The 23631-nt window shown below is 61.2% G+C and carries 20 protein-coding genes and 1 pseudogene; 9 read left to right on the forward strand and 12 right to left on the reverse strand.

Features of this window, described 5'->3' with window-relative positions; all coding sequences use genetic code 11:
• Nucleotides 1-1333: polysaccharide deacetylase family protein (locus tag KIP88_RS26130; protein ID WP_214490918.1), on the forward strand; the 1333-nt coding region annotated here is incomplete at its 5' end.
• A gap of 84 nt (nucleotides 1334-1417) precedes the next feature.
• Here KIP88_RS26130 and KIP88_RS26135 read toward each other — a convergent pair.
• Nucleotides 1418-1792 carry a hypothetical protein gene (locus KIP88_RS26135; RefSeq protein ID WP_214490919.1) on the reverse strand — a complete coding sequence of 125 codons (375 nt, stop codon included), beginning with the start codon at nucleotides 1790-1792 and terminating at the stop codon, nucleotides 1418-1420.
• A gap of 488 nt (nucleotides 1793-2280) precedes the next feature.
• Nucleotides 2281-2706 carry a hypothetical protein gene (locus KIP88_RS26140; RefSeq protein ID WP_214490922.1) on the reverse strand — a complete coding sequence of 142 codons (426 nt, stop codon included), beginning with the start codon at nucleotides 2704-2706 and terminating at the stop codon, nucleotides 2281-2283.
• Between the two features lie 772 nt (nucleotides 2707-3478).
• On the opposite strand from KIP88_RS26140, the gene KIP88_RS26145 reads away from it, so the two are divergent.
• The 6 genes from KIP88_RS26145 (at nucleotide 3479) to KIP88_RS26170 (ending at nucleotide 8229) form a co-directional block, all read left to right on the forward strand.
• Nucleotides 3479-3859 (forward strand): hypothetical protein, encoded by a 381-nt coding sequence (locus KIP88_RS26145; protein WP_308163641.1) that lies wholly within the window; start codon nucleotides 3479-3481, stop codon nucleotides 3857-3859.
• Between the two features lie 15 nt (nucleotides 3860-3874).
• A complete protein-coding gene (locus KIP88_RS26150; RefSeq protein ID WP_214490924.1) occupies nucleotides 3875-4099 on the forward strand; it encodes a hypothetical protein in 225 nt (74 codons plus the stop codon).
• A 286-nt stretch (nucleotides 4100-4385) separates the two neighbouring features.
• The gene (locus KIP88_RS26155) at nucleotides 4386-5015 is read left to right on the forward strand and encodes a DUF1326 domain-containing protein (protein ID WP_214490926.1); all 630 of its coding nucleotides are present in this window, start codon (nucleotides 4386-4388) and stop codon (nucleotides 5013-5015) included.
• A 52-nt stretch (nucleotides 5016-5067) separates the two neighbouring features.
• Nucleotides 5068-5889 (forward strand): DUF2182 domain-containing protein, encoded by an 822-nt coding sequence (locus KIP88_RS26160; RefSeq protein ID WP_214490932.1) that lies wholly within the window; start codon nucleotides 5068-5070, stop codon nucleotides 5887-5889.
• A 409-nt stretch (nucleotides 5890-6298) separates the two neighbouring features.
• A complete protein-coding gene (locus KIP88_RS26165; protein ID WP_214490934.1) occupies nucleotides 6299-7360 on the forward strand; it encodes a hypothetical protein in 1062 nt (353 codons plus the stop codon).
• Nucleotides 7361-7386: 26 nt separating this feature from the next.
• Nucleotides 7387-8229, forward strand: coding sequence for a hypothetical protein (locus KIP88_RS26170; RefSeq protein ID WP_214490936.1), 843 nt, complete (start codon nucleotides 7387-7389; stop codon nucleotides 8227-8229).
• Nucleotides 8230-9850: 1621 nt separating this feature from the next.
• Here the strand turns inward: KIP88_RS26170 and pdxA are convergent.
• The 3 genes from pdxA to KIP88_RS26185 all read right to left on the reverse strand — a co-directional run bounded on the left by pdxA (nucleotide 9851) and on the right by KIP88_RS26185 (nucleotide 13640).
• On the reverse strand, nucleotides 9851-10864 hold the full coding sequence (gene pdxA, locus KIP88_RS26175; RefSeq protein ID WP_214490938.1) for a 4-hydroxythreonine-4-phosphate dehydrogenase PdxA: 1014 nt from the start codon (nucleotides 10862-10864) through the stop codon (nucleotides 9851-9853).
• Nucleotides 10861-12111, reverse strand: a complete 1251-nt coding sequence (locus KIP88_RS26180) for a four-carbon acid sugar kinase family protein (RefSeq protein ID WP_214490939.1) — start codon at nucleotides 12109-12111, stop codon at nucleotides 10861-10863. Before KIP88_RS26180 ends, pdxA begins: the two co-directional genes overlap by 4 nt.
• Before the next feature lie 167 nt (nucleotides 12112-12278).
• On the reverse strand, nucleotides 12279-13640 hold the full coding sequence (locus KIP88_RS26185; protein ID WP_214490941.1) for an IS1182 family transposase: 1362 nt from the start codon (nucleotides 13638-13640) through the stop codon (nucleotides 12279-12281).
• 195 nt (nucleotides 13641-13835) lie between these two features.
• Between KIP88_RS26185 and KIP88_RS26190 the strand changes: the two are divergent.
• Nucleotides 13836-14461, forward strand: a pseudogene (locus tag KIP88_RS26190) (tyrosine-type recombinase/integrase).
• On the opposite strand, the gene KIP88_RS26195 reads toward KIP88_RS26190, so the two are convergent.
• The 7 genes from KIP88_RS26195 to KIP88_RS26225 all read right to left on the reverse strand — a co-directional run bounded on the left by KIP88_RS26195 (nucleotide 14458) and on the right by KIP88_RS26225 (nucleotide 22360).
• The gene (locus KIP88_RS26195) at nucleotides 14458-14766 is read right to left on the reverse strand and encodes a hypothetical protein (protein ID WP_214490942.1); all 309 of its coding nucleotides are present in this window, start codon (nucleotides 14764-14766) and stop codon (nucleotides 14458-14460) included. The pseudogene KIP88_RS26190 and the gene KIP88_RS26195 overlap by 4 nt on opposite strands.
• Before the next feature lie 237 nt (nucleotides 14767-15003).
• The gene (locus tag KIP88_RS26200; protein ID WP_214490948.1) at nucleotides 15004-15267 is read right to left on the reverse strand and encodes an antibiotic biosynthesis monooxygenase; all 264 of its coding nucleotides are present in this window, start codon (nucleotides 15265-15267) and stop codon (nucleotides 15004-15006) included.
• 871 nt (nucleotides 15268-16138) lie between these two features.
• The gene (locus tag KIP88_RS26205) at nucleotides 16139-17107 is read right to left on the reverse strand and encodes a tripartite tricarboxylate transporter substrate binding protein (protein WP_214490950.1); all 969 of its coding nucleotides are present in this window, start codon (nucleotides 17105-17107) and stop codon (nucleotides 16139-16141) included.
• Between the two features lie 62 nt (nucleotides 17108-17169).
• Entirely contained in the window at nucleotides 17170-18375 is a 1206-nt protein-coding gene (locus KIP88_RS26210) for a CaiB/BaiF CoA-transferase family protein (RefSeq protein ID WP_214490951.1), read from the reverse strand.
• Nucleotides 18376-18387: 12 nt separating this feature from the next.
• Nucleotides 18388-20589 carry an acyl-CoA dehydrogenase gene (locus tag KIP88_RS26215; RefSeq protein ID WP_249791026.1) on the reverse strand — a complete coding sequence of 734 codons (2202 nt, stop codon included), beginning with the start codon at nucleotides 20587-20589 and terminating at the stop codon, nucleotides 18388-18390.
• Nucleotides 20590-20633: 44 nt separating this feature from the next.
• Complete coding sequence (locus KIP88_RS26220; RefSeq protein WP_308163642.1) at nucleotides 20634-21443, reverse strand: enoyl-CoA hydratase-related protein; 810 nt, start codon at nucleotides 21441-21443, stop codon at nucleotides 20634-20636.
• Nucleotides 21444-21493: 50 nt separating this feature from the next.
• Nucleotides 21494-22360: a FadR/GntR family transcriptional regulator gene (locus tag KIP88_RS26225; RefSeq protein WP_214490954.1), complete on the reverse strand. Its 867-nt coding sequence runs from the start codon at nucleotides 22358-22360 to the stop codon at nucleotides 21494-21496.
• An 83-nt stretch (nucleotides 22361-22443) separates the two neighbouring features.
• On the opposite strand from KIP88_RS26225, the gene KIP88_RS26230 reads away from it, so the two are divergent.
• A complete protein-coding gene (locus KIP88_RS26230; protein ID WP_214490956.1) occupies nucleotides 22444-23583 on the forward strand; it encodes an acyl-CoA dehydrogenase family protein in 1140 nt (379 codons plus the stop codon).
• Nucleotides 23584-23631 lie beyond the last annotated feature (48 nt).

Here is a 23631-nt window from a genome sequence, read left to right on the forward strand (position 1 = left end):
CGTAGTTGGGGAGCTTCGGCGGCGTCCTTGGACCGCCTTGTGCGTGGGCCTGCTAACTTCAATTGCCGCGCAGGCTGCGTCGGCCGCCGATTGCCCAGGCCATCCCGACGCCATCGGAACATCGCGCACGATCGTGGTCGACCCGCGCGCCCATCCCATCATCGGTACCATGCAATATGCCAAGACGCTGCCGCTCGCAGATCGTGAGGTAGTGCTGACCTTCGATGACGGTCCGCTGCCGAAATACAGCAACGAGATCCTCGACATTCTCGCCGCGCATTGCGCCAAGGCGACCTTCTTCCTGGTCGGAAGCCAGGCCCACGCCAATCCGCAAGGCGTGCGCAAGGTGCGCGATGCCGGCCACACGGTGGCCACCCACACCCAAAATCATCCGGGCGGCATGGATCGCCTGCCGTTCGACCGCTCCAAACAGGAGATCGAACGGGGCATCGCGTCGGTGACAGCGGCGCTCGGCGACGGCACCGCGCCAGCGCCATTCCTGCGCATTCCCGGTCTTCGACGCACCGACGAGATCGAGGAGTTCGCCGCGTCCAAGGGGCTTCAGCTCTGGAGTGCCGATTTCCCGGCCGACGACTGGCGCGACGTCTCCGCCAATCGCGTCTATGAGCTCGCGATGCAGCGGCTGGAGCGAAAGGGCAAAGGCATCCTGTTGCTGCACGACATTCAGCCGCGCACGGTCACGGCACTGCCGAGGATTTTGCGCGAAATGAAGGCGCGCGGCTATCGCATCGTCCATGTGGTGCCGGCGACGCCCGATCGGCCGGCAACGCCGACCGAGCCGCAGCAATGGCTGTTGCATCCGCCCTCGGAGACGGTGGCGACATCGCGCTGGCCGAAGGTCCCGAAATTCGCTTTAGCCGGCCCTACACTCCCCGTCCCGGCCTTGTCCGATCTCGATTGGCACACGACCGATCTTGGCGTACGCGCCATGCGGCGCGGGCGCAGCGTGCCCCTGCCACAGGTCGCGCTGTGGCCGCGGCAAACGACGTTGCCGCCAGCCGGAACGCTGGCCGCGCTGCCGGTTCCGGCCCGAAGCATTTTCAAAATTCCGGAATCAGCGAGCATGACCCTGCTGGCCGCGTCCGCGCGCCGGGCGGCATCGACTGCGCAGGCGCGTTCAACGGAAGTCTCCTCGGCAAAGCTCGCCGGCAAATCCCGCCGCCACGGCCACACAACCGCGGCCCAGCCGCCGGCACCCACCGGACACGCGGAGCCGTCGCCGCAAAGCGCCGGCGCGACCGCGCCCAAGCCGGCGGCACAAGCCAAAAGGAATGGGCGATCGGTTCGGGTCGCCGGTTTGAAGAAGCGCTGATCGGCGGGTTCTGATCGAATGGATCAGGACCGCCACCTAATTTATTTTGAAGCGTTTTCCTGAGCTCGCAATCGGGGCAAGGGCTCAGTTCGTCACGATCTTGGCGATGCAGAGCAGGATGACGATGGCGAGGAACAGCAGGTCGATATAGGCCTTGATCTCGCCGGCATGGCGCAGCCCACCGACCTCGGTGATGATCTGCTTGCGCGTCGAGGTCGAATTCGGCCCCTCGCCCAGCGCCGCCACCAGACGGCGCGCCTCCAGTTCCAGCCGTTCGATGCGCTGAAAGAAGTGAAACGAGCGCAGCGCCGACGCCGCATGCATGCCCGCATAGACCAGCACGAGAACCGCGACGAGCACCCGGTGCTGGTACTTTTCGAGGAAATTCAGAGCGAAATAGACCAGGGCCAGAAACACGAAGTTGGAGAGGAATCGATAGGCGTAGCTCAGAAACAGCATGAAGATGCTCCGGGTGGTCTTGGTAGTGTCGAACTTCCTGGAAGCGCCGCACGGCGGCGAAGCCGGCGGGAATCAACAGCCGGCGGGCGCGCTCAGTTTACGCGAACGGTGCGACAGTAGGGGCAACAACCCGCACCCCTGCGGCAAACGATTCGCGCACCGTGGCATTGCGGACACGCGAACACCTCGCAGAACCGATTGTATTGGACCCGAACTGCAACGTTGTGGTGCGCTTGGAGGGTATCGGATCACCAACTATACGAAGCTGTTACAAACGAGTGCGGACCTGCCTGACCAGCCACCACAGGACCGCTGTGAGGCTATTCTGACTGTCGGGATACCGCAAAAGAGGACCCGCCATTTGCGGCGGGTGTAAGTCTAGGGAGAAGACTACAAACTAAGCTGATTCGCGGCGCCAGCCTGTACCGCAATTCACACACGCTATTAGAAAAACAGACCCGATCGATGTTCCGGATATCCCACGGCCGCTATACTTTGCTTTCGATCATCTTGAGTTTAACGCTCTCGCAGGTCTTCCGAACCTGCTCGGTAAAGATCGCGCATTCTTCGATGCGCTTGAAGATCTTTTTGGCTTCCTCTCGATACGAGGCTGCGGTATCGCGCATGAACGCAATGGCGTTATGCACTTCGGCGGTCATCGCCTCGCATTTCTTCGCCGCGCTGATCAGCTCTGCTCCCATGGCTTCGATTTCCCTTGCGGCGGCTTCATAGTCGCGTACCACAGCCTCGGCAGTGAGCGCGCCGACGCGCGTGACGCCCTCTTCATGCTCGACATAGTCTGGCATCGTTCCCGATGGCGCCGCCCTGATCGCGGGAAGGTTCCCGACGACGTCTTCTTCAAGCTTGGCTAAATCCAGCGGCGCAGTTCTGTGAAGTCGTTCGATACTCGCCATAGGCCATTCTCCATCACTCGATGAACAACCCCCATCGCGTGAACATAGCGACCGATTCGTGGCGGAATCCTGCATCGAAGGAAGCAACGAGAAGGCGAACGTGTGAATACGAGCGCTGAGATGGCGTCGAGGCGCTTTCACCGGAAGCCGCACTGACCCACGCATTAACCATGCCGGCGCATCAGGCCGCGCGCGGCCTACGCTTAATGCGCGTTTAACAGTTTTGCATCATTGATCGACATTCCAGCGCAACGTCATTCAAGCCGCAAGAATTGCGGGCCGCACTCAACCTCTTTTGGAGGATCGATTGAGGACGCTTTTTATTTGCGCGCTGGCTACTACGTTGGTCGGTTGCAGTAGCCAACAATCAGCACAGCCTTCATGCGTTGGCCTGAATCCATTGGCCTGCCTGACCGCGGTTCATGTGCCGATTGAATCTGCATCATATGACAGCGACTCTGTCAGAGCGAAACCAGTGTCCGACATCGCCTGGCGCGACGACAGCCCGCCCCGATCGCACGCGGACCACGTCGCCTGTCCGACACCCAAGCCAATCAAGATCGCGGCAAAAGCTGCTACCGTTCCCATACCGATTCCTTCTCCGCAAGCGAACCAGCAGACGACGGGCAATGCCGTCGCTTCCCAAGCGCCTCGCGCTTCCCAAGCTGCTCGCGCTTCCGAAGCGCCTCGCGCTTCCCAAGCGACACGCTCAATTACCGCCGATCCGCAGACAACGACCGACGTTCCGCGGACCCGAACGACGGAGGAGCAGGTGGCGGCCGCCGCTGCGGTCGCAGAGGGAATGTCTGTCCCGACATTGGATGCGTCGCTGGACGCGCTCGTGGCCGTCCTCGTGGCGGGTCCCGACGTCAAGTCGGTTTCCGACCTGGCCGGCAAGACAATTGCGATCGACGATAGATATTCCGAGTCGTCTATCAGCCGCGTCAGGACAGCGATGGCGGCGGCGGGCGCGCTCGAAGTCCAACTGAGCAAAGGTCAAACCACTGCGATCAATCGGCTGATCAGCAAGGAAGTTGCGGCCGCGATCGTCGGGCTAGTCTCTGCCAGCGCCGCGGACAGCTTTCCTGAACTCACGCGATTCAGGACCTTTCAAGTCCCGCTCGCAACTCGTTCCCCGAACAAGCAACCGTGAGCGGGTACGGGACGCGTGAGACTCTATGGAGAGAGGATAGGCGAGGAAACATCTATTTCGCCCGATAACAAGGCTCCGCTGGCGAAGACCTATCAGCTTGCTTCGCTGCCCCCGCTTGCTCAGCTATTTTTACGCACCATCGCAAGCCGCGAAAACGACATCCCTTCTGCAGCCCTGGCCACCGCCCAGGGACTGTTTACGCTGCAGAGTTTCACCAGCCGCCTTCAGGTCTGGACCTGATCAGCGCGACCATTTATGCGCGCTCCCAAATACCGGAGTCGACGAGAACGGCGTGTCCTGCGCAGCAACGTCAGAAAAAACTGAGTGATTTCAAAGATGGAAATCGTTCCCGCTTCGCCGAGTGCGGCTGCGCATCTTTGAAATCCGAAGAACGTCCACCTCGCCTTTCCTCGGCGTATTTCGATAGTGGAATCGGCTTGCGGTACTTCCCCGCGCAGCGTAATTTTCAACTACACGTAGTTCATTCGAAAGCAACCTATCGGGTTCGGCCTAGCGGGAGAGAGCGATGGCGGACGTCCAATGGCACCTTTCCGGTGACTATTTCGAGAATTGCAGTTGCAGCATCGTGTGTCCCTGCCTCGTATCGTCGGCTCCGCCGTTGACCGCGCGACCGACCGAGGGCTTCTGCAACGTACCGCTGATCTTCCACGTCGACAGCGGCCGCTATGGCGACATCGCGCTCGATGGACTCAATGTCCTGGTTATCCTCCACGCACCTGGAGTGATGGCAGACGGAGATTGGTCGGTGGCCGCCTATATCGATCAGCGCGCCGACGATGCGCAGACCGAGGCGCTAGCTGCGATCTTCACCGGCGCCGCCGGTGGTCCGATGGCCGCGTTCACACCGCTGATCACCAAGAACCTCGGGGTGCGCAAGGTCCCGATCACATTCCGAATCGACGGCAAGACGCGGTCCGCGGAAATCCCGGGCATTCTGCACATGTCCGTCGATCCTTTGCCGACCATGCATCCGAGCGGCGAGATGTGGGCGAACATCGGCCATCCGGTCAGCCCCGACAACATGGTGATGGCCGTCGGCGCTCCCGGCAATACGTTTAGCGATCATGGCATGCGCTGGGATAATTCCGGCAAGAACGGCCTCTATGCGCCGATCCGCTGGTCGAACCAGGCCTGATGCAACTCCTGATACCGGCGCCTTGCGACAAGGCCGGCAACGTCAATCGCAAATGACCGACAGCACCCTGGAAACCGTGCTTCGGCGCGATCGCTGGATCGTCGGCGGTGCGATCGGCATCATTGTCGCGCTGGCATGGAGCTATGTGCTCTGGCTCGCCAACGACATGGACATGGGCGGCATGGACATGACCGGGCTCCGCATGATCCCGGCCGGGATCGGAATCATGTTGCCGGCCAACGAGCCATGGCGAGCGATCGAGTTCGCGTATGTGTTCCTGATGTGGGCGGTGATGATGGTCGGAATGATGGCGCCCTCGGCAGCGCCCATGATCCTCATGTACGCCCGGGTGGGTCGACAGTGGAAAGCGCAGGGCAAGCCGTTCGCCGCGACCGGCTGGTTTGCGGCCGGTTATCTCCTCGCCTGGAGCGGCTTTTCGCTGGCAGCCACCTTTCTCCAATGGGTGATCGAGCGGACAGCGTTGCTGGATTCCCAGATGGCGATCGCCAGCAACCTTCTCGGCGCAATCGTACTGATCGCGGCGGGGGTCTATCAATGGACACCGCTCAAGGACGTTTGTCTCGCCCAATGCCAGTCGCCGTTTCTGTTCCTGATGCGCCACGGCGGCTTTCAGAACCACCTGCGAGGCTGCCTGCTGCTGGGGCTTCGACACGGAGGCTATTGTGTCGGCTGCTGCTGGGTTTTGATGGCGCTCTTGTTCGTAGGCGGGGCGATGAACGTGCTTTGGATTGCGCTTTTGGCGCTGCTTGTCCTTTTGGAGAAACTTACGCCGGTCGGACGATGGATCGCGCGTGCTGCCGGCATTGCATGTGTGGCCGCGGGCGCTTGGCTGCTGGTGTCCTTGCCGCAGTGACGAGCTAGTGGAAGAGCATTCCAGAATTCGCTGCGGGTAACAACGCGGGAATAGAACGACCGCGAAAACGTTTTTTTGTATCAATGGCTTATGCTTTGGTGCGCTCGGAGGACGGAGATGATGTTTGCAATTTCAATACGTTATTCAGATGGGTAAAGACGTTAAGTGCGGTGTGCGGCTATGGGTGCTTTTCGGGCTGGTGCGCCCCACGGATCGGCTCGCTTGAGTGAGGCGCGCTCGATGTTGGCTTTTCCGCCAATATCGGCGCAATGCAAATCGCCGATGGGCCAACGGCGTCGCCATTCCGCAGCTTGCAACCTGCAGCATCGCTATATTCCGTTGCACCAACCGCCATTGACGCGGCACGCCCGGCTTGCCATGTTGGCCGCCCGCCATTCCAGAGTCGTCCATGCAAGTCGTCCGTTCCGTTCGCCTCTGGATGAAGGAGGGCCGTTCAGACAAACTCTATGAAGTCGATCTGGTCGATCTCGAACGCGACGTCGACGCACGCTATCTCGTCAATTTTAGATATGGCCGTCGCGGCACGTCGCTAAGGGATGGAACGAAGACTTCGTCTCCGGTTACCCGCTCGAACGCCGAAAAGCTGTTTGACAGCGTCGTGGTGTCCAAGATCAACGACGGTTATCGCCGCGTCGACGGTGACGCACCACCGCTGACGGTTCTCGACACAGGTGCCGCTGCCGACGGACGCGACACGGAGCTACTCAAAAAGCTCGCGATCTGTGCGCGTAGTGCGTGGCCCGACAAGGAACGCGACCGCCTGTTCTGGCGCCTCGGCGTGATCCGGCTGGCCCCTGCCTATCCTCAACTCGCCGCCATCGCAGAGAAGATCGGCGCGGCGAATGCAAGTTACAGCCTCGTGTATGCGCTGGCGCGCTGCGGCCGTGCGAACGCCGTCGATCTGCTACGCAGCTGCGCCGACGTCAATGTCAGCTTGGTGCCACGCGACTACGCGGCCTATGCCCTCGCCAGCGAACTGATGGGCGCGCGGCGACCGCCGCCGCGCCTGTCGTTACCGCGAACCACGGACACTGCGGCGACACGCGACATCGAGATGGCGCTGACGAACGGCGACGGCGCGGGGCTGCTGCAGGCCTTGCTGGCGGCGAGTTCAGCACATCCGGGCTTCGGCAATCAGTTCCTCATCGCTCTTGCCCACCACGCGCTCGCCGACAGCGCGGCGCGCAAGACGCTGCTCGCGGCCGTGCGCGCGATGAGTCCACGCCCGCCCTATGTTCAGGTGCTGCGGCGCCTGTTCAAATATGCCGATCTCACCGACGACGGTCCGCTGTTCGCTGCAACGGCACGGCAGTTCGAGCTGGCGACCGCGATGTACCGTCGCAGCCGCGTCTATAACGACCGCGTCTGGGTGCCCGGTTCGCGCCAGGCGCTGAAGCTCAGCGAGGAACTGCGGAGCGAGGCTCCGCGCATCGCGCTGTCCGAAACCTGATCTGCCGCAGGCTCGATCGACGCCTCATGGGGCTCGCCCGCACGCTCGGCTTTGTCTATAGCCGCTATGCCGACGATCTGACCTTCTCTTGCTCCGGCGAAGCGGTGAAAAAGATCGGCACCTTGCTCAAGGCCGTGCACGGCATTGTCGAGGCCGAAGGGTTCAAGGTCCATCCGGACAAGACGCGCGTGATGCGCAGGTCGACGCGCCAGGAGGTCACCGGGCTCACCGTGAATGAGGCCGTGACCGTGCCGCGCGACCTGCTGCGCCGTTACCGCGCCGTGCTGCAGCAGGTCGAGCGCCACGGGCCTGATGGCAAGCACTTCGGCCCCGGCAAGGACGTGATCCGGTCGCTGCTCGGCTTCGGCCATTTCGCCATGATGGTCGATCCAGGGAGTGGCACGCCCTTGCTGCAGCGAGCGCAGCGCCTCGCCGCGCAGTACGCGCCCACCCGCTCCGAACGGCACCCGACCCGCGCCGCATTCCGCAAGGCCGCGGCTGCCGGCCAGACGCCGCCCGGCCGGCAATGGAATCCCGCAGAGCAGCTGCCGCCAGCGCCGGACCCGGTGTTGGTTGCGCTGGCGCGACAGGAAGAAAAGAAGCGGGCCGCACAAGCGCGCGCCGCAACGCCCGGCCTGTCCCGCCCGCCCAACGTTCCCCCATCGCCATGGGGCACACCGCGCGCTGCCGGCCCGCAGGCGGCTCCCCCGGCGGGAGCAGCGACGGCACCCAAAAAGAGACAGCCGTGGTACGTCACGGCGATGGTGATCCTGCTGGCGGTGATGCTCACGCTCGCGCTCAGGCCCGGCGGCGCCGTGGTCGCCGGCGCGATGCTGTTTGTCTATTTCAGGTGGTTGTGGAAGCGTTGAAGCAGCGTCCGATCCGGGCCGATTCCAATTAGAGAAAGATCAACGAACCCGGAACGCTCAAAAGGGCTGTTCCACGGACAAAATTACGCGCCCCTGGACAGGATGCATCGCCAAATTTCGTTGTGAAATGACTGCATCGGATTGCATCGAAATCCAAGAAATATCAACGATTTCGGTGGTGCGCTCGGAGGGCGGAGAAGATGTTAGCAACTTCAATAACTTGCAGAGATGGGCAGAGCCCGGGGTGCATTTCGCGCCTATAGGTACTCTTCAAGCCCAGCCTGGGCTGAACTAGGTCGGCAGCTCCGCAAGCCACATGGCGTCGAGCCCCACTGCTCGGCGGCGTCGACTAGCGCGAGGGATTGCGAAGGCTCCTGCTTCGCTCGTGTCCTGAGATTTCTGAAACTTATGGAGCAAACCAAATTCCATCGCTCCCTTCCACCGGTCGTCTTTTTTGACACCGATGGTAACGGGCGCCGGAACAGATGGAAACGCCTGTCAGGGCTTGGTTTCGTGATACTCAGCCCCAAAATAGCTTGCGGCGTATACGACGGAGAAAACTCCAGCCTGAGGCTGACGAGAAAGCGCTGGGTCACCGGCATAGTTGGATCGAGCGGGTGTAGCGCTCCGACCCAAATAGCTTATGTCTCAGGCAAATCTTCATATTGGACGTTTCATTCGACACTCCTTCGCAGCTCAACTTGGCTCGTGTGTCACTCAGAACCCGTTTCCGCCTCTATGGAATCCCGTGAAGTATTGGCGGTAGCGCCTGTATGAGCAACACAGCGCTTCCGCCCAACATGCTGGCACCCACGACAAGCAGGGACAGGGCGCGCTCCCAACACGTCTCGTTGCTGGCGACGTCATTCGAATTTGGCATCTGCAAATACCCGCCTTTTCGTGCGATGAGGTGTCTTAGGCTGAGTCGCGAGCTCCCCGAGCGACGAAATTTGCCGAAAAATTAACTTATGATTCACCGACTCGGGCGCCCTGCCCGATTAATCTCGGTGTCGGTTTGGACCATGTACGGTTCGCTTTTGATCCAGCGTCCCACATGGACGTGATCGAGCAACAGATGGAGAGGATCAGAACAGATCCCGTAAAGCGATGGTCGGACACTGGACGCGAAGCGGACCACGTTTACGCAACCAGTTGCTTCCGTTTGTGGCCCCTTTGAAACATGCCGACGGACTCCGAGAATGTCTGCTCATCGAGGTAGACCGGAAGTGATCGGCGGAGGGCCAAACCGGTGTTGGCAGATATTGTCGCAAAAGTCGAAATCGAGCGACCCGGAAAATCTCACGAAAGTTGATCTTTGGACTTCTCCGCCGCTGTGTTGCTTTTCAACGCTACTACGGAGATCCCTGGTCGATTTTGGATGAAACGATATGGTCCCTCACGTCGCCGCTCGTAAAACGCATCAGCGGCTCTAAAAAATTTCGTACGTCTCCCAAAAAGACTTTTGCAACAATATCCGCCAAAAGCGGTCTTCAGGCAGTCGCACTGTAGGAGCAGCAGGATCCGGGCCTGCGATCCCTGCGCTGATCAAAAATCTCATACTTGCGCTGGGCGATTCAATGGCTGGCCTTAGATCCCGGCGAAGCCCGCACAAATGAATGATTCAAACCTTACTGGCCGCTGAATCGCGTTTCGGCGCAAGCTCGGCGGCCTGCCGCAACGCCTCAATCAGACTGCGCTCGTCAGCAACGCCCTTGCCCGCAATATCGAAGGCCGTACCATGATCGACCGAGGTGCGGATCACCGGCAAGCCGACCGTGATGTTCACGCCGGCCTCCAGCCCCAGCACCTTGATCGGGCCATGGCCCTGATCATGATACATCGCAACGACCATGTCGTAATCGCCGCGGCCAGCCAGGAAAAAAAGTGTGTCCGCAGGTAACGGGCCTCGCACATCCCAACCTCGGCGTTGACAGGCCTCAATGGCGGGCGTGATTTTCGTTGCCTCCTCACCTCGGCCGAATAGCCCGTTTTCTCCGGCATGCGGGTTGATGGCGCAAACGCCGATCTTTGGATTGGTGAGGCCGGCGCGAACCAACACCTCATGCCCACGGACGATGACCCTTTCGACGAGGCCGGGCTCGATCTTCTCGATTGCATCCAACAGACCGATATGGGTGGTGACATGAATGACCCGAAGCCTGGGTGACACGAGCATCATTGAGACCTCCGGCGTACCCGTGAGATGCGCCAGCAGTTCGGTGTGGCCCGGATATTTATGTCCAGCCGCATGCAGCGCCTCCTTGGAAAGCGGCGCCGTACAGATGGCCTGTGCGGATCCTGCTTGTACTACCTGAACGGCTTTTTCGATAAAGCGATAAGCTGCCTCTCCCGCAGCTGCAGACATCTTGCCAAACGGCAAGTCGTCCGGCACGAGGTTCAAATCTAGGCATTGCACGAGGCCCGAATCGAAATCTGCATCGTCGGCTTCGCGCAACGCAGCGATTTCAAGCCGTTCGCCGATTATTTTGCCAGCCTTACGCAAGCGGTTGGCGTCACCGACCACCAGCGCATTGCAGATCGCGCGTGTTTCCGGATTTGCCAACGCCTTCATAATCACTTCGGGCCCGATCCCGGCAGGATCTCCCATGGTGATCGCAATCGTCGGACGGATCATATTAAGCTTCCTCTGGTTCGAACGGCGCGAAGGCGCTCATTAATCCGGATAAGGCTGTGCTCGTCTCCAAATGCACCCGCTTTGGTGGAGATCGGGACCGACAATGAGCCAATAGTCAGCCCGAGCGCCACGCCAGGCTCGATCTCTTCAGCGAGACGGATACCGTTGACACCGAACCGCGACAGGAGTGCCGCCGCGGTTTCGCCGCCTGTCGCGGCAAAAGCACCGATGACGGGTACCGCAATTTCAAGAGTCTCGGCCAGGCTCGTGACGAGCTCGGGGCCAAGCGACATGTCGGGAAACTCATTCATCAAGATCTCGACGAGGACATCGCCGCCTTCGGCGAGACATTCCTTGACGTTTGTAGCGATTTTGGCACGGTCGGCATTATTATTACGCAATGTTTCCGGCTCGATCGGGAAGTGAACCACAGTTCCGGTTGCGTTCAAACGAAGCGCGGCAGACCTCGAAGCGTCGGCGAGCGAGCCGACGACGGTCAATGTACCGAATTTGCTGGTCGGAATGCGCAATGGCTCAACGCTCTCGGCGACGTCGAGGCGAGCGAGCGCATGCGCCAGACCTGCACTGCCGATGAAGACGCTCGCTGGCGACGCATACAGGCCCGCCTCTGCGATCAGGTGCAGGTCGTGCTCGGTTTCCGCGTCGCAAATAGCGATAACATCGCCTACGTTGGCTAAGCTGGCCAGAATGGTTTTCAGTTCGCCATTACGGACGGCGGCAAGTGTGACCTTCTCGCTGCGAACGCCCGCGGTCGCGAGAACGTCAACAAGATCGGCACTGGGATAAGTATGGTCGCGTCGCCAGAGGTCTGTTTCCTCAAGCGTACGACCATTGACCAGGATGCGACCGCCCCTCGTCGTGCGACCGGTCGCCGGAAAGGCGGCTGCAAGCACTCCAAATGCCGAACCCGATCGTGATCCCAGACATTCAAGTGTCGCCGCAATCTCCGCTGCAGGCTGTCCCCGCAAGGTAGAGTCAATCTTCTTGAAGAGAAGGCGTCCCGACCCTGGCTGGCTCGCCAGCACATCTCTATGACGGGCGGCGGCGGCATAGGCCGAAAGACCCCGACTTGCGGTGTCGTAGGCTAGAATGGGCTCCTGACGACTTCGGGCGCTTCTTATGTGACCCCAAATCACGACTGCCGCCAGCCCGCGCCGGCCGAGAGCGATGGCGCAGTCGGCAGCCCCAGTGAGATCGTCCGCGAGAACCAACCAACGACGGGTCATTTGAAGAACAATACTCGAATATCTCAATCTTTGTGCAGATCGCAAGGAAATGGCCGTGGTGAAACAAGTGTCAATGCCCGCTCTGCGCCGATTGTGTTGAAGAAGTCTGCGGGGCAACTGTTTGGGGACGTTGGCAGGAAACAGGGCGTGCGTGAGTTTGTTTGCTCTCAGGCCGGCATCGGGGCGGGCAGCGGGATCAGCTTTGCCAGCTTTCGGAGGTTCTGGACGGTGGCAGCGAGGAGGAACTCGTCTTGAGCACCAAACGGACCTCTCAGCCTGAGTCGGTCGAGGCGCAGAATGCGCTTGAGATGTGCGAACAGCATCTCGATCTTCTTCCGTTCACGCCGCGACGTCACGTAGGCCTCTGTCTTGGCGATATCGCGCGCGACGTCTCGGGCGTTCTCGTAAATTGAACGCGGGACCTTGCGGGCGGGCATCTTCGGGCAACAACGCGACTTGAGTTCGCAGGCATCGCAGTCATATTTGCTGGCGCGATAGAGCAGTGTTGCCCCATCGTTCACCAGAGTTCCGGTAGAGGTCAGCGCCTTGCCGGCTGGACAGACGTAAAGATCGGCTTCCTGATTGTGGGCGAAGTCTTCCCGCGAGAACGTCCCATCGTCGCGGGCCGACTTGTCGAACACCGGAATGTGCGGCTCGATCGCGCGCTCGTTGACCAGCCACCCCTGCATCTCGGCTGAGCCGTAAGCACTGTCGGCGGCCAGACGCTCGGGACAGAGCCCGAGGCAATCTTCGGTCCGTTCAATCATTGTGCGTGCCGCACCGACCTCGGCCTGCCGGATAGCTCGCGTCGCCTCAACATCGACGATAATCGCCGCCTTCAGGTCGATCAGGTAGTTGTCGGCGTAGGCAAAGAAGGCATGCCCTTTGTGAGCGCCGGTCCATTGGGCGGCCGGATCCGACCTGGAGATGAAATTCGGTACCGTCTCGCTGGCTGCGCCCCAGGCAGCCTCATCCAGGGTATCGAGATATTCCCGGACGGATCGGCGCGTCCTCGCAACGGCCTTCCAGTCGACATCATCAGATCCGGCAGCAGAGCGCTGCTTGTTGGCATCGGCAGCAATCAGGCTGGCATCGACAGCAAAGGCCGTACCATCAACCAGCCTCTCTGCCATGCAGCGTCGGACCACGGTCTCGAACAGCTTGCGCAACAGATCGCAATCGCGGAAGCGGCCATGCCTATTCTTGGAGAAGGTCGAGTGGTCCGGCACCTCGCCATCGAGGCCGAGTCGGCAGAACCAGCGGTAGGCGAGGTTCAGGTGTACCTCCTCGCACAACCGCCGTTCGGAGCGAATGCCGTAGCAGTAGCCAACCAGCAACATCCGAACCAGCAGTTCGGGATCAATCGAAGGCCGGCCGGTCGAGCTATAAAAAGGCGCCAGATGGCCCCGAACCTCTGACAAATCGACAAAGCGATCAATCGACCTCAGCAAGTGGCCCGCCGGAACATGTCGCTCAAGTGAGAACTCGTAAAACAGTGCCGCCGGTTCGACCTGCCGAGGACCCATCATCGATTCAAATCTCCATCCGGTAAGAGGAATGAATCAGTGATCTCCTTCGGCTTCAACAGTCGAGTTTTTCAACACAATCCGCCAATAGCGGTCCGTCAAGAATGGTCACTCGATAGAGATCAGGACGTACTTTATCGCTATCATGTTACGCTCGCCACTGAGCGACGCGGCGGGCGGGTTGGCGGAGGATCCGCCATGCTTGTTCGCCCTGTCGGCCTGGACCATTCACGACCTTGGAATAAGGGATTGCTCGTCGGCCAGAAAAAGCCCCTCCAACCCAAACACGTTTGGTCCATTCGCGTTCGGCTCGAGATCGCACGCATGTGGCGCGACCTTGCACTCTTTAATTTGGCGATAGATAGCAAACTTCGCGCCTGCGATTTAGTCAAACTTCGTGTCGACGAAGTATGTTCGGGTACGAGGATCCGGGATCGAGCGACAGTCGTTCAAAAGAAAACGGGCCGACCAGTGCAATTCGAAATTACGGATCAGACGAAGGCCTCCCTTGAAGTTTGGTTACGAACCCTCCGAGCGACCGGCACTCGATATCTCTTTCCAAGCCGACTTCATGCACGCCCTCACCTATCCACCCGACAATATGCCCGGCTGGTGCATCGCTGGGTTGATAGCATCGTTTGGAAACAATCTTCTATGGTACCCATTCGATGCGGCGGACGAAGGTCACTCAAATCTATCGCAAGACCGGCAACCTTCGTGCTGTCCAGCTCCTCCTCGGCCATACAAAGCTGGAGAGCACCGTCCGTTATCTCGGGATTGAAGTAGACGATGCTCTACACATCGCCGAGCAGATCGAGCTCTAGGATTTGGGATCGTGCCGATGGCGGTTGATAATCCTCGGGGCCTTCGAAGACCCGATGGTGGTGGCTTCCGAAGGAGGAATGCGTTCGTTGACCAGAGTAGGCTGCGCCGGCGTCTCGCTGTTCGCATAAGTTTCAAGCCGATCAGCCTTCGCCAACGCACCATGTGAATCGGAAATGCCTACGGTTGTCTCGGCAAGGGGCTGAACGACCGCTGCTGCAGTGCGCGGTGGAGTTCTGAGTTCCATTGCCGCCAGTACGCCTACACCCAATGGGATGAGGAGGCCCAGCAACACCATTCTCAGCATGATGCTTCTCCGGCCAGGATAGTGCCGGTGCAAATTCTCCGATCTAATGAGGCAACTTGGCGGCGGCCCACGTAACAACCTGAACGACGTACAAGGTGTTTGCCGAGGGTTAACCGTTCGAGGCGCAGGGATTCGGCCGCAGCTAGGAGCGGTTTCCGGACGTTAGAGAAGGCTGAATGCAGGCATCAGGCATCGTCAACCAAAGTTAACCGATCTCGACAAGGCCTGACGAGTGTATCAACCGATCAAATGAATTGTGGGCGCTCCCAGCACACCGGCCTTTTGCATCGCAGTCTTCAAATCATCACTCCCCGTCCAGGCGCGCGCTTTGGCCAGGTCCGCCACATTGGCTACGATTACAATGTCGTTGGGGTCTTCCGCGTTGCGGTAGACGCGGGCGTCAGTGATTCCAGCCGCGACCCTGCTCGATTCGTGGGCGTCATAGCCCGGACGCCATGCTGCGTAGTCACGGACACTGTGATGGATAATCATCGAAGCCATCGGTCCCTCCCGCATATTGTTTTCCAGCGAACGGCTGCGCCAATCGCCGATGAAGACGGTACGCTCTTTTGCACCTGGCGTCTAATTGGTGGCCTGCTGCCTTATTGTTTATAATTTGGCGCAATGAACGACGTTTGAGTCTAACTCAAAAAGAAATCAATGAAATGGCGCCTTATACCGAACGTCGCCATACCCGGCCTTGTGCCGGGCATCCACGTCTTGGCTTCCCTTAAGCAATCTTGGCTTCCCTCAAGTAAGAAAGACTTGAACGGCCGGGCATAGGCGAGCGGAAGCGACGCCGTCCTACAAACGGCTATGCCCCGCCATGACGAAGGAAGCGCGCGTAATTGCGGGCTGAAGAGTACGATCGCACACGCGCCCTAAACCAACTGATAGCCGGCTCCATTCCAATTGCGTAGTGGAAGCCTACCTCGGTACGGACGAACCATACCTGCGTGCAATGGCGTCAGACGGCGCCCCGGCGCTACCAATCGATCCAGCAAGACGGAATGCAAAGCAACGGAACCGGACCTGCGAGCCGGCAGTTGCAAGACAAGGTCGGCGGCGTAATGCCCGCCGGCCTTTTTCTTTTGATCGGGCGGCGAGATGAACTTCTCGCCATCGTGCCATTCGTGACGCGTTCATGATTGCTTGCAACGAATGCGCGCTTCGCGCCAACAGCGGTCATTCGGCAATTGACGGGAACATTGATCTATCCAGCCAAAAAACTGCAGGCCGCCGTCGCTTCGCTGAAGCAGACTTGCGCTATTCCGAAGACATACTGCAAGGCATCGAACACGCGCCTGGCGCGATCGGGAGGCTTTATCGCGGCGAGAATACCGGCAAGCGGCTCATCAGGATCCGCTGACAATTACTCGGTCTTGACATTGCGCTCCTCAATTACCCTGCGCCACGAGGGAATCTCCGCCGCAATGATGGCCGATAGTTCGGCGGGGGTACTGGCCGTGGCTTCCACGCCATAGCCCAGGAAGCGATCGCGCAACTGCGGCGCAGCCAGCGTCGCACTGATTGCGGCGTTGAGCTTGTCGATGATCTGAGGCGGTGTGCCGGCCGGAGCAAGAAGCCCGAACCACGTTTCGACCGAATACCCTTTTAGAACATTGCCGATGGGCGCGGCACCCGGGGCAACCGAAGAGGTTCCAGGCGACGAAACACCGATCAGCCTGACCTTGCCGGAGCGGATATGCTCATTCAGCGTGTCGGACGTGGTGGTGAGCAAAATATCGACCTCGCTTGTGAAGATCGCGAGCGTGGTCGGCGCCTGGCCACGATAGGGAACGTGGACCATTTGCAACCCGGCCTGATTGAGGAAGCGCTCCGTACTCAGATGTCCGAGCGAACCGGGCCCAGCCGTCGCATACAGCATGGGCTTACTCTGCGCCTTGGCGTAAGCGATCAGGCCGGCGACATCGCTCACCGGCACCTTTTCGTTCGCAACCAAGACCAACGGCGCCTTGGAGACTAGCGAGACCGGCGCAAAGCTCTTCAGCGGATCGAAATCGACCCCTTTTTGCAACAACGGAGCAATTGAGATCGGGCCGTTGTTCGCAAATAGCAGCGTGTAGCCATCCGCATCCGCGCGTGCGGCTTCATTGGCGCCGGTTGTGCCCGCTGCGCCGCCGCGATTGTCGATGATGAGCGGTTGGCCGAGAATCTTCGCCATCGGTTCCTGTAGCGCGCGCGCCATGATGTCCGTCGAGCCGCCGGCGGGATATGGCACGATGAGCCGGATCGGCCGCGATGGATAGTTGTCTGCCGCCGCTGGTCCAGCAAGCATCATGACCCCGAATGCAAAAGCCAGAAAATCAGATCGCTTCACGTCGATACTCCTTACAAGCCGTTGTTCCTGATCTCTCGAACCGATCGCTCCCGGACCGGGCGTCATTTCGTTGCCGTCACCGCAAGCTTCCCGAATGCGCCGGAGGCGGCTACAGTTGCAATCTCATCGGGGGAGAGTTCGAGCAGGCGCGTGAGAACATCATCGCGGTGGGATCCGATCGAGGGAATTTCCCGCCCGATCGCGCTACGCGCGCCCGACATCCGCCACGGGGCGTTGACGCCCTTGAATTCGCCGGCGGCGTCGGCGATCGGCGCGAATGTGCCGCGATCGGCAAGATCGGGATCGCCCAGCGCCTCGGCCGGGTCACGAAAGCGCGCGCTCGGAATGCCGGCGCGTTCGAGCATGGCAAGGCATTCGTCCATCGTGCGTTGCACGGTCCATTTTTCGATGACCTGCATCATCGCGGTCCAGTTCGCGCCGCGCGCCGGCACCGATGCGAACCGCGGATCGGATGAAAGCTCCGGCAGGCCGGTCAGGTCGCGAAGTGCTGCGAAGTTGCGCGCCGACACCGGCGCGATCAGGATGTCGCCGTCGCTGGCGCACACGGGCCCGTAAGTCGGCCGCGGCATCGGCCTGGAGAATTGCGCTTCCTGCAGCTCGTACACCAAAAGGTTCAGCATGCAGTCCATCAGGGCGACATCGACGCGCTGCCCTTCGCCGGTGCGCGCGCGCTGCACCATTGCCGTCTGAATTGCAGAGAAGCCGAAAATGCCGCCGAGAATGTCGGCGACGAACACCGCCCCTGCGGCCGGCCGGTCGCGGTCACCGGCATACCGCATCAACGCGCGATCGAAGCCGCTCTCGGCATGGACGATCATCGCATAGGCGGCGCGCTCGGCCTGTGGACCGGTCTGGCCGTAGCCGGAGATCGAGCAGTAAATCAGTCTCGGATTGATCTTTTGCAACGCCTCATATCCGAGACCCAGCCGCTCCATCACACCGGGTCGAAAATTCTCGACCAGGATGTCGGTGTTTTCGACCATGCGATGCACGAGCTTGATCGCTTCCGGCGATTTCAGGTCGAGCGCGATACTGCGCTTGCCGGCATTGAGCTGGCCGAAATAGGCACTGTGGCCGTCACGCACCGGCGCGCGCAGGCGCATCTCGTCGCCTTCCGGTGGCTCGATTTTGATCACTTCGGCGCCGACGTCCGCCAGCAGCCGTGCACAATAGGGCCCAGCCAGCATTGTGGAAAAATCCAGCACCCGCACACCCTGGAGCGGCGATGTCGATGTTTGGTCCTGCATGTTGCCTGCCTCCTATCTCGGCAACCCGAGCCCGCGCTGGGCGATCAGGCTGCGCTGTATCTCGTTGGTTCCGATGCTGATCACCCACATCAGCGAATGCCGCAGGTTCTGCTCGAACCGGCCATTGTCGATCGCACCCGGCATCTGCTCGGAAACGGCGGCGCGCATGCCGAGAATATCGAGCGCCGCTTCGCCGAAGCGTTCCATCAGTTCGCCGGAGTAGACCTTGCTGATCGCGCCATATTCCGGCGGCGTCACGCCGTCGGCCGCGAGTTCGGCGCAACACATCATCAGTTGCCGGCCCACCTCGATTTCGCAGGCCAGCGTCGCGATCTTGTCGCGCACGACCGGATCTTGGCCGGGCGGTGGCCTATCGCCCTCGGCCGTCATCACATGCCGGCGCAGCTGTTCAAAGGCGTGAGCCACCTTCAGCACGATGCCACCGCCGACTAGACCGCGCTCGAAGGCGAGCGCGCCCGTCAGAACTTTCCAGCCGCCATTGACCTCGCCGACGATGTTTTCCAGGGGGATGCGAACGTCGTCGTAGAAGATGTTGGCAAACGTGCCGTCATACATCGTGCTTGCCGGCCGGATCGTAATGCCCGGCGCATTCATCGGCACGATGAACATGCTGATGCCGGCGTGCGGCGGCTTGGCGTCCCTGTCGGTCCGGGCCGCAAGAAACATGTACTTGCCCCACCAGGTCGTGGTCCAGATCTTCTGGCCGTTAATGACCCAGTGCTCGCCATCCCGCACCGCGCTGGTGCGCAGCGCCGCGAGATCGGAGCCGGCCTGCGGCTCGCTGTAGCCCATGCCGTGCATGGCCTCGCCCCGCAGGATTTCCGGCAGATATTTTTGCTGCTGCGCCGGCGTACCGAACATCATCAGGGCGTTGGCCTGGATCGACGCGCCGATCCGCGGTGCCTCGCCCTGCTCCATCGTCTCCATGAATGCGATCTGCTCCAACGGAGAACGCGCCTGCCCGCCGAATTGCTTCGGCCAGCCGAGGCCGATCCATCCGGTCTTGCCGATATCGCACGCGAAGTCGGCGTCGAACTCGCGCTTTTCAAATGGCTGTTCGTCGAACCTGGCTTTCCTGTCCCCCGACCAGTTCTGATCGAGCCAGCGCCGCACCTGTTCGCGCAGCTCGTTGCCGGCCGGCCCGAGATCGTACTGCGGCAACGGCGCGCCGCCGCGATCCAGCAAATGCGCAGCCAGCCGCCGCCGCGCATCGGGCGCCCCACCGAGCGCGACCGTGTCCAGGTGCACGCGCTTGAAATGTTGCGCGGCCTCGTGCTCTTCGGCATAGCCGATGGCACCGAAAATATGCTGGGTCTCGAGCGACACGCGCCGCAGCGCGTCGCCGCCGAAGGCAACCGCGCAATCGGCGAAATAGCGCCAGTCGCAGTCGCCAATGTCGTGGAGCCTGGCCGCATGATCAAGGACGAGGCGGACACCTTCGAGCGCGATCAAGCCATTCGCGAGCTTGTGTTGGATCGCCTGGAACTTTGCGATCGGTTGCCCGAACTGGTGACGCTCCTTGGCATAGTCCACGGCCAACTCGAACGCCCGCCGGGCCGCGCCATGCGCGCGCCCCAACAATGCTACCTGGGCCTTGAGGCTGATTTCGTCGAGACTTGCACTTTCGAGCGGAAGAAGCGTCAGCGGCGCCGAATTCAGCCGCACCTCACAGAGCCCCCAGGCGCCCATCGCGCGCGTCGGCGCGAGGACGATGCCGGAAGCATCCAGTTGAACGAGAGCAATATGCGACTCGTCAACGGCCGCCAGAAGGTGCGTGGTGCTGGCCGCTGCCTCCACAAATCGAAGCACGCCTGTTCCGCGCGAACCGTCAATCCGGATCGAGCCAGCGCCTGCATCCGGATCGCAAGCGCCGAAGCAGAATGCGGCCACCGCCGTGCCAGCGTGCAGCCGTTCCAGCAGATCCACCGCTGCGTCGGCCCGCGAGCCTGAGAGCGCAAGGTTGGCCAGCGCGGTGGGCCACATCGGCGCCGGACATGCGGCTCGGCCAAGTTCCGCCATCACCACCAGGATTTCGCGAAGGCCGCCTTCGTCACGGCCACAACCGAGCGCAGCCACCCCCTGCCCGACGAGCTTGCGCCAAATCACAGAAATATCGTCCGGGGACGGCCGTTCCTCGCCGCCGCCTGCGGCCCAATGCGCCTCGAGAAACCCGCGCAGGGAATCCCGAATCATCGCGGCGGTATCGTCGCTCGAAAGCCCGCTCGCATCCATGAGAACTATGCCTGACCGAATTTCGGCTTGCGCTTCTCCTTGAATGACATGGTCGCCTCCTTGTGGTCGGCGGTCGCGAACGTCACCTGCTCGAGCGCCATCGAGGCCTCGAGCATCATATTCACGCGATCCTTGACGATCTGGTTGATCGACAGCTTCGTCCAGCGGATGGCCCAGGTCGGACCGTTGGCGAGCTCAGTCGCGATTTCACGCGCCTTATTCAGAACCTCCGCGCGCGGCACGACATGATTGACCAGCCCGATCCGCTCGGCCTCCTTGCCTTTCAGAAGGGTACCACGCATCAGATACTCCTTGGCCTTGTTGATGCCGATCAGCAGCGGCCAGATCACGGTGCCGCCGTCGCCGGCGACCAGCCCAACGCGCGAGACGTGCGTGTCGCCGATGCGCGCGTCCTCCGCCATCACCGTGATGTCGCAAAGCAGCGCGTGGGTCGCGGCGAGGCCGATGGCGTCGCCGTTGATCGCCGCGATGATCGGCTTATCGAGTTCGAGCTGACGCGTCACGGCACGGCGGCTGATCATGGGGTCGTGGATTTCGCCCTCTTCGAGGACGTCGCCGCCCGGCCGCTCCGACATTGCCTTGACGTCGCCACCGACGCTAAAGAAGTCGCCCGCGCCGGTCAGCACCACGACGTTGACGGCGTGATCGTCCGCCAAATCGTCCCAGATGGTCCGCAGTTCGCGGATCAGCTTCTGATTGATGGCGTTGCGTGCTTGCGGCCGGTTCAAGGTCACGGTCGCGACCTTATCCACAACCTCGACCTTCAGGCATTCATATCTGGCGTAGTGGGACACATTTTCCTCCGTTGTTATGTTTGTTCGAGCGTGGATCGAGCCACCCTCTGCTATCTGCGCATTCCGGGCTGCACCTCCGCCAGCGCGACGTGAAGCGACATCGCGCCGGGATCCTGTTCCAGCATCCGTTGCACGGATTCCAGATGGCTACGCATCAGGCGCGTCGCCGTCGCAACGTTTCGCTCACCCAGCGCCGCCAGGAACTGGCGCCGCTTTTCCGCCAGCCGCGCCATTGCGACGCCGCTCGACGAGACCTTGGCATAGACGAAGCGCATGTGAATTTCCGTGACCGAATCCATGATCATGGCGATCACTTTGTTTCCGGTCGACGCAGCGAGCAGTTTGTAGAATTCGCGCGAGCATTCGACGCGGTCCAGCAATCGCCCCTCCCGCGTCGCATCCTCGGTGCGCCGAATATTGGCCTCGAGAGCATCGAGATCGGCCTTTCGCGCATTGGCACAGGCCAGCCGCACCACGAGATCGAGAACGTGGACGCGCGCTTCCGACAATTCCCGGACGGAAATCGTGCCGAGACTCAACATGTCGCGCATGACGCCGTTCATGCGGCTGGTATCACCCTCCTGAATGAAGGCTCCGCCCTTGACGCCCTTCTGCAGCCGAAGCACGCCGGCCATTTCGAGGCTGCGCAAGGCCTCGCGCAGGACATTGCGGCTGACGCCGAGCTGCTGGGCCAGATCGCGTTCGGGCGGCAGCTTGTCGCCCGGCTTCAGGATGCCGAGCGCGAGCTGCTCGCGGATCCGCTCGCAGATTTCCTCGAACGCGCGCCGCGTGTGGATGGGGCGGAATGTCGGCGCGGCCGGCGTTCCAGCCGCGCGGTGATCCGGAACCCGGTCGCGCCGGTTAGGCGACGAAGACCTGGGACGGGCGGGTGCGCGAGGGCTTGACTTGGTGCTCATGCGGTGAATTATTAAATGGATCACCCATTCAATGGAAGTCCCTTTTTCGGCTTCCGGCAAGAAAAGATGACCCAGGGATCAACATGAGCTTCACCGAGGAGCAGATCGCGTTCCGCGACACCGTGCGGAAAATGGTCGCAAGGCACGTCGCACCGATCGCGGCCGAGATCGACGAGACCGACCGCTTCCCGCTCGAGCTCGTGAAGCTGTTCGGCGAGATGGGGCTGATGCAGCTCTGGGTGCCAGAACGCTACGGCGGCCCGAACGGCAACCTGACCATGGCCTGCCTGGCCCGGGAGGAGATTTCCAGGGTCTCGCCGGCTTGCGCCTCGATCGCCGCACTCAACACCATGTTCATCATGCCGCTGCTTCACTTCGGCTCCGAGGAGCAGCGGGCCAAATACCTGCCGATCATCGCCAAGGGCGGCGTCGTCACAGCGATCGCAATATCAGAGCCTCAAGCCGGCTCCGACGTCACCGCGATCAACACGCGGGCGCGGAAGGACGGCGACAGCTACGTCCTCAACGGCCGCAAGCAATGGTGCAGCTACGGCGTCGTCGCCGATTACATCGTGGTGATGGCGCGGACCAGCGACTCCCCGGGCGCCGACGGGATCAGCGCCTTTATCGTCGAACCGAAGACAATGTCAGGCATCGCGTTCGGACGCCACGAGCGCAAGATGGGCTTCCGTGGTGCGCCGAACACGCCGATCTTCTTCGACAATGTCCGCGTGCCTGCGGAGAATTTGGTCGGTGAGGAAGGCAAGGGTTTCCGGGCGTCGATGCGCGCGCTCGACCTCAACCGACCGACCATCGGCGCCCAATCCGTCGGGTTGGCGCAGGGCGCGCTCGACGCGTGCGTTGCCTACGCCAAGGAACGCAAGCAGTTCAAGAAGGCGATCTCGGAGTTCCAGGGCGTGCAGTTCATGCTGGCGGACATGGCCATGCAGATCGAGGCGGCGCGCGCCCTCGTCTATGAATGCGCCCGAGCTGGCGATGCCGGCGACTGGAAACGCCTCAACGTGCTCGCCAGCATGGCCAAATGCGTCGGCAGCGACATGGCCATGAAGGTGACAACGGACGCCGTCCAGATCTTCGGTGGCTACGGCTACACCATGGACTATCCGGTCGAGCGCATGATGCGCGACGCCAAGCTGACCCAGATCTTCGAAGGCACCAATCAGATCCAGCGCGTGGTCATTGCCCGCGAGTTGCTTCGATAACGAAATCAGAATTGCGATCTCTGGCCATAACGGGACAACTGCTGACGA

The sequence above is a fragment of the Bradyrhizobium sp. SRL28 genome (assembly GCF_018596315.1).
GTDB lineage: Bacteria > Pseudomonadota > Alphaproteobacteria > Rhizobiales > Xanthobacteraceae > Bradyrhizobium.